At 65.9% G+C, this 1,482-nt stretch carries 2 protein-coding genes; both read right to left on the reverse strand.

Features of this window, described 5'->3' with window-relative positions; genetic code table 11:
* A partial coding sequence (locus AC1DK4_RS40635; RefSeq protein ID WP_441650506.1) for a DUF4123 domain-containing protein occupies positions 1 to 624 on the reverse strand: 624 nt, incomplete at its 3' end.
* On the reverse strand, positions 621 to 1,482 hold an 862-nt coding region (locus AC1DK4_RS40640; RefSeq protein WP_477132266.1), incomplete at its 5' end, for a type VI secretion system Vgr family protein. The genes AC1DK4_RS40640 and AC1DK4_RS40635, both read right to left, overlap by 4 nt.

Raw genomic sequence — 1,482 nt, forward strand, 5'->3', positions numbered from 1 at the left:
GTGCAGCAACTGATGCGGCAACGGATCGGAAACCAGGGCTTCCCACAGGGCATCGGTCAATGTCAGCGCCGGCGGCGACGGCTGCGGCAGGCGCGCGCCGCCGGGGATGCGGCTCCAGCGCGGGTGTTCCGGCGTGGCGCCGGCAAACCACCAGGACAGGAAGGGAGCGAAGAACCAGCCCACCCAGGCCGGGCTGGCCGCGCGGTGCAGGACCGGCAGGACCAGGGGATCGTAATAGCGCAGCAGGTAGCGTTCGCCTTCGCCGCCTTGCGCGAAAGTGGCGTGGCTGAGGTGGCCGGCCAGCATATCGGGAGGCCACAGGCTGGTCACCCAGGCCTGGATCACGTCGGTGCCGTAGCCGCTGGCCTTGGCGATGAGGGTGTCGAAGCCGGCCGGGCTGCTTTCGCCCGTGCCAGCCAGCATCGCGCCCAAGGGTTGCAGCGTGGCATAGTCCGGGTCGAGCAGCAGAGGGTGCAGCAATCCCTCGAAACGCGCGGTCACTTGTTCGCGTTGCGCTGGGGTCAACATCGCCATGTCGATCAAGGCCATCAAGTAACACGGCCGTGCGGCGGCGTTATAGTGCAGGTCTTCGCTGAATGCCTGCAAGAGCTGGTGGGCGATCATGCGTCCACCTTCATCAGGGCTTTGCGCTGGACGGCAGCTTTGAGCCAGCAACTGATACAAATGGGCTCGCCGGCGGCGGGCGTGCCGTCAACGGCGGTGGTGTTGCCCCCGCCTCCGGCCTGTTGGTTCAACGGTCCCTTGAGATGGATCGCTATGCCGTCCACGGTGATGCCGCTGTCGTCCAGCGTGATGGTGCCGCCGGGGCCGCGCAGGCGGGCCACCTGGCCGGCCTGTAGTTCGTAGCGCGCGGTCTTGCGCTCGATGCTTTGCCCGGCTTGCAGTTTGTCGTGGCCCTGCACGGTGGTTTCGCGGTGCCCACCGATCTCCACCCAGTGGTTGGCCGTGGTCTTGTCGCGGCGGTTATTACCCACCTCCTCAGTGCGATCCTTGCCGATGCGGATCGTGTGATTGCGCCCGACAGTCTGGAAGTCGTCCTGGCCGACGTCGTGGCGCCGATCCTGGCCGATGGTCACCTGCTCGTCGTTGCCCACCGTTTCCCTGCGGTCATGTCCGATGGCGATGATCTCGTCGTGCTGCACCTGCTCGCTGCGGTCATGCCCGACGAAGGTGGTTTCGTCGTGGTTGACGTGGAGGTTCTGGTCCTTCTGCGCGTGGACGAAGATTTCCTCCTGGTCCTTCTCATCCTCGAAGCGCAGTTCGTTGTAGCCCTCGCCCTTGTGGGTCTGGCTTTTGATGGTCATGCGGGTCTTGTGGTGCGGAAGTTCGTAGGGCGGCAGCTGGTTCGATCTGTACGTGCGGCCGGTGATGACCGGCTGGTCCGGGTCGCCGTCCCAGAAGTCGACGATCACCTCCTGGCCGATGCGCGGGATGGCGATGTGGCCCCAGGTGGCGCCGGCC

This window comes from Cupriavidus sp. 05N38 (genome assembly GCF_056397345.1).